This is a genomic window from Methylomonas rivi, from assembly GCF_024505165.1.
GTDB classification, from domain to species: Bacteria; Pseudomonadota; Gammaproteobacteria; order Methylococcales; family Methylomonadaceae; genus Methylomonas; species Methylomonas rivi.
Map to the genome: position 1 here is coordinate 1 of NZ_JANIBK010000174.1, position 6,982 is coordinate 6,982.

Genomic DNA, 6,982 nt, shown 5'->3' on the forward strand with positions numbered 1-6,982 from the left:
TCGCCGGACACCCTGCCGGCCAGCCGCGCCAGCGCTTCGGGCGATCTGCCCTCGGCGATTTTTTCGATGCCTTTATGCACGTAACCCAAGCGTTCTTCCAGATTCAGGATCAGCTCGCCGACGGCCTGAAAGCGGAAATGGCCGGGTTCTATGATGCCAGCGTGTACCGGGCCGACCGGAATTTCGTAGGTGCCGGCGCCATGCGATTTGACGAAGGCATAATCCATATCCGGCGGTGTAACCGCTTCCGGTCGGCCTTGCATGGCAAATGCCTTGCGTAGCGGATATTGGTGTTTGTCCCAGGCTTTGTGCCGGGTCCAGGGCCGGTTGTCCGGGTGCCCGGCGAATTTGATGCCGAACATATCCTGAGTGTGACGCTCGCTGCGGTTGGCGGCCGGATACACCGTAGCTTGGCTGGGCAACTCCGGCTTGGCAAGGTCGATGTGCGTGTGTATCCGCAGATAAACGCCTTGTTTTTCAAACAGGGCATGCACGATAAAGCGATCGCCCTCTTGCTCGGCCCACCCGGCGGACCAGCGCAGTCGATGGGTCATGGCCGATTCGGCCAGCTTTTGCCAGTGGCGGCCGGCTATTTGCCAGAGCGAAATGGAATTCGAAGTTTGGCTTTGAGTTTCGATTACCACACCGGCCGCATCCAGTGCGTGGCTGAATGTCTCAGTCCAGTTTAGAGTGCTCATAACGGCATACTCCCGGAGATTAACAGTGTGGCCTGCGAAAACCAGTTGGCCAGAAAGTCGGGTATGGCCAGACCCAGCCACAACACCAGCGCCAGATGTACCATCACCGGCCATAGATTGGCCTTGATCGGCAATTGGCCTTCGGGATTTTCGCCATAGACCATGGGTTGAATATGGCGGAACAAGCCGGCAAAGGCGACGCCTATGCCTAACAACAGCAAGGGCGCCAGCCAGGGATAACTGTGCATGGTAGCCAATAACACCAGAAATTCGCTGGTGAAGACGCCGAACGGCGGAAAGCCGGCGATTGCCACGGTGCCTATCAACAAGCCCCAGCCGATCTTGGGCTGGGTTTTGATCAAGCCGCGTATCCGCTCCATATTCTGGGTGCCGGCCAGTTGCGCGGCATGGCCGACGGTGACGAAGATGGCCGATTTGGTCAGGGAATGTACCGTCATGTGCAGCAAGGCGGCAAAGGTCGCCAGAGGGCCGCCCATGCCGAAGGCGAAGGTCATCACCCCCATGTGCTCGATGGACGAATAACTGAACAGGCGTTTGATGTCTTTTTGCCGATGTAGAAACAAGGCGGCCACCAAAAAAGACAGCAGGCCGAAGCCCATCATCAGCAAACCGGCCAGATTGCCCTGGGTGGCGCCGTCGACCAGCATTTTATTGCGCACCACGGCATACAGGGCATCGTTCAATAATAGGCCGGACAATACCGCCGACATCGGCGTGGGGCCTTCGGAATGGGCGTCGGGCAGCCAGTTATGCAGCGGCACCAAGCCGATTTTGGTACCGTAACCGATCAGCATGAATACAAAGGCAATCTCCAGAATTTCCGGATTCAATTGCCGGGCGTTGTCGAACAGCACCGACCACAGCAAGGCGTTGTCGCCGTCGCCGATTTGCACGGCGGCGTAATATAGCAAAATGGTGCCGAACAGGGCTTGGGCGATACCGACCCCGCACAGAATGAAATATTTCCAGGCCGCTTCTATCGATTCCGGGGTGCGGTACAGGCTGACCAGCAATACCGTCGCCAATGTGGCGCCTTCCATAGCCACCCACATCACGCCCATGTTGTTGGTGGTCAACACCAGATACATGGCCAGCATGAAGCCCTGATACATCGAGTAGTAGAGTTTCAGGCGCTTTTCGGTCAGCTTGCCCAGCTGTTTTTCGTGTTCCATGTAAGGCGCGGAAAAAATCGCCGTGGTCAGGCCGATGAAGGCGGTCAGCACGATCAAATAGACATTGAAGGAGTCGACGATGAAGGCCTTGCCGGCCGACAAAAGGGTACCGTTATTCAGCACGTTTATCACCAGCCAGACCGTCGCCGCCAGCGTGACCGCATTGAAGCGCACGTTCAATCGGCCGGTCTCCTGCCTGTGGCCGGCAAAGGCAAAAAACAGGATACCGGCGAACGGAATCGATAACACCAGATAGGCGGCAATCATTGGTCTACCTCGTGCAGACGGTTCAGGCGGTCGACATCCAGCGAGTCTATGCTGGTGCGGATATGAAAGAAAAAGATACCGAACAGTACCGCCGCCACCAGCACGTCGAAAGCAACCCCCAGTTCCACCACCATGGGCATGCCCTTGGTGGCGACGATGGCGGCAAAGAACAAACCGTTTTCGATAGCCATGAAGCCGACCACATGGGCCACGGCCTGCCGGTGCGAGATCATCAGCAACATGCCCAGCAATACCACCGACAGGCTGACGGCCAAGGCATTCAGCATGATCGCCGACGAGGTTTGCACGATGGGATGCAGCACGTAATAGCTGAACACCATCAGACCGGCGCCGCCCAGCATTACGGCGGTATTGTTTTTCAAGGCTTCCACATCGCGGTGCATGTTCATCAATAGCACTTGTCGCCGCAGCATCCAGGGGATGAAGATCACCTTCAGGATCAGGGTCAACATCGCCGATATGTAAAGATGGGGGCTGTCCAGGCTGTAGGCGGCCAGTGCCGTGGTCAGCGTCAACAGCAAGCCTTGCAGCGCGAACACGAAAATCAGCCGCAATAAACGGCCCTGGCCCAGCATCAGAAAAGAGGTCAGTCCCACCAGGGCCGCCATCGACAAAATGGCCTGGGTATAAAAATCCTGTTGTTCGATATTCATCAGCGCGAGGCCTCCAGAATGATGTGGCTCAGCATGCCCAATAGGCCCAGCAAATACGCGAAGCTGAGGTATTCCTGCACCCGAAACAGGCGCATTTTCGCCACCAGGGTTTCGGAGATAGCGAGCATGATCGCCAATACCGCCAGCTTGCCGCTCACGGCCAGCAAGCCGTATCCCAGCGCATGCAGCGAAAAATCCCGGGCGATGCCCCAAGGCAAAAAGATGTTGGCAATCAGCACGCCGTACAGCATCAATTTCAGTTGGCTGGCCCATTCGATCAGCGCCAAATGCCGGCCGCTGTACTCCAAAATCATCGCCTCGTGGATCATGGTCAGTTCCAAATGCGTGGTCGGGTTATCGACTGGCACCCGGCCGGTCTCGGCGATGGCGACCAGAATTAACGCAAACATTGCAAAGATAAACGAAGGCCGCAGCACCAAGCCTTCGTTCAGCACATGCGTTATCGCCAGCGACAGGTTGGTGGTGGAGGCGGTCATGGTCAGCGTGAAAACCGCCATCAGCATGGCCGGTTCCGCCAAGGAGGAAATGGTCATTTCCCGCGACGCGCCCATGCCGCCGAACGCGGTGCCGATGTCCAGTCCGGCCAGGGCCAGGAAAAAGCGGGCAAAGGCGAAAAAACCCACCAATACGATCACGTCGGCGCTGGCGGCGGTGGGTAAGTCCACCGCAATCAGCGGCACCACCGAAGCGGCCAGCACCATGGCTGAAAAGATGATGTAAGGCGAGCGGGTGAAGATCCACGAAGCGTGTTCCGCTACCACCGGTTGTTTGCGTATCAATTTCAGCAGATCGCGATAAGGCTGCAGCAGGGAAGGCGCTTTACGGTTTTGCAAATGGCATTTGCACCACTTCAGCCAGCCGCTCAACAGCGGGGCCAGCGCCACGAACAGCAGGGTTTGGATAACGGCAAGTAACCAGTTCATAGGCTGACCACCCAGAGCATGACGATTAAGGTAACAAACGAATAGCCCAGGTAAACCCGGATATTGCCGGTTTGGATACGGCCGACCAGCCGGGCCGCGGCATTGATGCCGTGAGCGATGGGTTGATACAGCTTGGGCCAGCTGTGGTCCTGAACCTGCAAGCGGTAATGGATGGCCGCGACATCCATATCCTGCGCCCCCTGCATATCTTTGTCGATTTGTTCGTCTATCAGCCAGACCTTGGCGAAGATGCGCCGGAACGGCATGGTAAAGGCGCTGCTGCTGTATTGCATGCGCGCATTCAAGCCGCCGAAGCCGCAATCCCAGGCGGCCGAGCGGCGCATGGTTTTGGTGTCCGGATTGCGCCGCAAATACCAAAAGGTAAAGCCGGTGGCGATCAGTACGCCGATCAGTACCAGGATGGGGGAATAGGAGGCATTTTGGGCCGATACCGGCGCCAGCCACATCCAGCTCAGCAGGGTAGCGTTGGGCAAAACCTGGCCTATGAGTTGTTTGGCGACAGTATTCAGCGCACCGATGATCAGCGTTGGAAAAATGCCGAAAAAGAAACACAGGCCGGCCAATAACTTCAGGGCCAACAGCATGCCTTTATCCTCCACTTCCTGAGCTTTTTCACTGTGGCGCGAACGCGGCAGGCCCAAAAATATCAAGCCGAACACCTTGACGAAGCAGGCCGCCGCCAAGGCCGCCGTCAAGGCCAGGGCCGCGGCCGACACCGGAATCAGGCTGCGCAACACGCCATTGTCCAGTACATCCACCTGCAAGGCGGTCTGGAAGGCCAGCCATTCGGAAACGAAACCGTTAAACAGCGGCAACGAGGAAATGCTCATGCAGCCGATCAAAAACAGGAAGCTGGTTTGCGGCATGCGTTTGATCAGGCCGCCCATGCTGTCTATATCCAGGCTATGAACTTGGTGCTGCAGTATGCCGGCGCCCAAAAACAGCAGGTTTTTGAACAAGGCGTGGTTGAAGGCATGCAACAAGGCCGCCAGTAAACCCAGGGCCGCCAGTTGCGGGAAACCGTTGGCCAAGAAAATCATCGCCAAGCCCAGCACCATGAAAATGATGCCGATATTTTCCACCGAACTGTAGGCCAACAGGCGTTTCAAATTGGGTTGCATCATGGCGTACAAAATGCCGCCCAGGGCCGAGATCGTACCCAGCACCAATAACACCACGCCCCATTGCCATTGCGCGTCGGCCAGTAAATCGAAACAAAAGCGGATCAGGCCGTAGACGGCGACTTTCAACATCACGCCGCTCATCAAGGCCGAGATATGCGAGGGCGCCACCGGATGCGCTTCCGGCAGCCAGACATGAATCGGCACGATGCCGGCCTTCATGCCGAAGCCCAGCAAGGCCAGTACGAAAGCGATGCTGGCCCAGCCGGTCGACAGATTGGTCTGCCGCAAGGCATCGAAAGTCAGCCCGTCGCTGAAACCGGCCAGCACCCCGAAGCCCAGAATGATGGCCAAGGCGCCGACTTCGGCCATCAGCAGGTACAGAAAAGCCGCCCTGCGGTTGGCCGGATTTTCATGCTGAAACGCCACCAGAAAATAGCTGGCGACAGACATCAGCTCCCAGGCGATCATGAAAAAGAAAGCATCGTCGGCCAACAGCACCAGCAACATGCCGGCCACGAATAAACCGGTGAATAAGCCCAGCACCGCGAAAGGGTGTTTTTCTTCCTGATAAGCCCGAACATAGCCGGGCCCGTAAACGCTGACAGCGATCACGGCAATGCCGATAATCAGAAAGAAAAAACCCGACAGGCCGTCGAAGCGCACATGCCAGGGCAGCCAGGGCAAACCCAGGCCGATTTGATCGGTAACCGCGGATGGGCTGACGAGTGCCGCGCTGCCGGCCAACACCGCCAATAGGCCGGATATGCCCAACAAGACGAATACCGCTTGCCGCAGCCGAATGGGATAGCGGCTTTCTTCAAGCAGGCCGACCAGCGGAATCCGGCCGGGAAAGCGGGCCGCATAACGCAAGCATAACGACTCCAACAAGGGGCGGCGGTGGGTCATCAACGCCAGCAGGCCCGAAGCAAAGCTGAACAACACGGCGGCATACGCCGGCATCAAAATCGTCATCTGATTCGCTCTAAAGGCTGAGATTGGCAAAAATACAATTCGGCCGCCTATTGCCGGCCGATCCTGTTAAATCCTGGCTTGACGGACAATATACAGCCAATCGGCCGGATGGGTATTGCAGGTGCGGCATCGCGAGTGCCGCCGCGATGCCGGCATCGGGCGCGCCGGCGTTGGAATGGTTCATCACAATGTTGCTCGTTACACGGGTTGCGGTAAATCCAACAAAGCAAAGTCCGAGCCAACCGGCGGAATGGCCGGTAACACCGCTAGCCTGCCTGGAATTGTCCGTCCGCGGGGCCGATGCCCGCTCGTTTGCGGCTTATTTGAACCGCCTTTAAATGGTTGCTTTGAACCGGCGGGGCGGGCGTTCTCGGCGGCCGCGATTTTATTAGGCGATTGCTAAGAATAAATGAACCCGAATGGCGCCGGATTTTTGTTCGGCTGCAAAGTGCGAAAAAGGGCGCATGGTTGCGCTATGTAAACTTTTTTGAGCCGCGGTAGATGGACAAAAAGACCTGTCAGCAGGGTATGTTTTTCGCGGGAAATCGCCTTAAGGCTATTTGCATTCTGATATTGGAAACCTGAATTTACCGCAAGGGTGGAATCCGCCCGATTTGTGCAAAATATTGTTGGTTTGCGGGGTATGAATCGGCGTGTTCCGTATAAGCCGGGTCGGAATTGAACAGTCGTAATCGGCCGATACCGGCCACCGAGGATGCTTGCGAAATTTTCCATCATAAAGTTCGGCGAATGGCAGCTTTTCCGCAAGCAAATCGACTTTATGTCTGCGCCACTACGGCCAGTTGCGGACGACTGGATTCTGACGCTCAGTGACCTGAGTGAATGCTTACCAGCCCTTCAGATTAACTGAGGATGCTCTGTTGCAAGACCTGACCCCGTTTTGTTCGGACGGCAGTGTCCGCCGTTACCTGTACGACGCCGCCCAGCAGCTGACCCAAGTCCGCAACGGCAGCGACACCGGCGCCATCCTGGCCGGCTACAACTACGACAACGCCGGCAACCAGACCCAACGCAGCGGCGGCGCCAATCTCACCCTGAGCTATGACGCCCTCGACCGCCTGGCCTCCG

Annotated in this window: 5 protein-coding genes and 1 pseudogene; 1 reads left to right on the plus strand and 5 read right to left on the minus strand. The window is 57.1% G+C overall.

From position 1 onward, the window contains the following. The 5 genes from NP596_RS18835 to hyfB form a co-directional block, all read right to left on the minus strand. Window positions 1–698: NADH-quinone oxidoreductase subunit C (locus tag NP596_RS18835; RefSeq protein WP_256616947.1), on the minus strand; the 698-nt coding region annotated here is incomplete at its 3' end. Next, window positions 695–2,158, minus strand: a complete 1,464-nt coding sequence (locus NP596_RS18840) for a hydrogenase 4 subunit F (RefSeq protein WP_256616948.1) — start codon at window positions 2,156–2,158, stop codon at window positions 695–697. The genes NP596_RS18835 and NP596_RS18840, both read right to left, overlap by 4 nt. After that, the gene (locus NP596_RS18845; protein WP_256616949.1) at window positions 2,155–2,832 is read right to left on the minus strand and encodes a formate hydrogenlyase; all 678 of its coding nucleotides are present in this window, start codon (window positions 2,830–2,832) and stop codon (window positions 2,155–2,157) included. The genes NP596_RS18840 and NP596_RS18845 overlap by 4 nt, the downstream gene beginning before the upstream one ends. Further along, a complete protein-coding gene (locus NP596_RS18850) occupies window positions 2,832–3,776 on the minus strand; it encodes a respiratory chain complex I subunit 1 family protein (protein ID WP_256616950.1) in 945 nt (314 codons plus the stop codon). Before NP596_RS18850 ends, NP596_RS18845 begins: the two co-directional genes overlap by 1 nt. Beyond that, on the minus strand, window positions 3,773–5,893 hold the full coding sequence (gene hyfB, locus NP596_RS18855; RefSeq protein ID WP_256616951.1) for a hydrogenase 4 subunit B: 2,121 nt from the start codon (window positions 5,891–5,893) through the stop codon (window positions 3,773–3,775). Before hyfB ends, NP596_RS18850 begins: the two co-directional genes overlap by 4 nt. 881 nt (window positions 5,894–6,774) lie before the next feature. Here hyfB and NP596_RS18860 point away from each other — a divergent pair. Continuing rightward, window positions 6,775–6,982 (plus strand): annotated as a pseudogene (locus NP596_RS18860) (hypothetical protein); the annotation flags it as partial.

Bases quoted from the DNA above. Each gene is read 5' to 3' on its own strand.
- NP596_RS18840 (WP_256616948.1), bottom strand. From the start codon at position 2,158: ATGATTGCCGCCTATCTGGTGTTATCGATTCCGTTCGCCGGTATCCTG.
- NP596_RS18845 (WP_256616949.1), bottom strand. From the start codon at position 2,832: ATGAATATCGAACAACAGGATTTTTATACCCAGGCCATTTTGTCGATG.
- NP596_RS18850 (WP_256616950.1), bottom strand. From the start codon at position 3,776: ATGAACTGGTTACTTGCCGTTATCCAAACCCTGCTGTTCGTGGCGCTG.
- hyfB (WP_256616951.1), bottom strand. From the start codon at position 5,893: ATGACGATTTTGATGCCGGCGTATGCCGCCGTGTTGTTCAGCTTTGCT.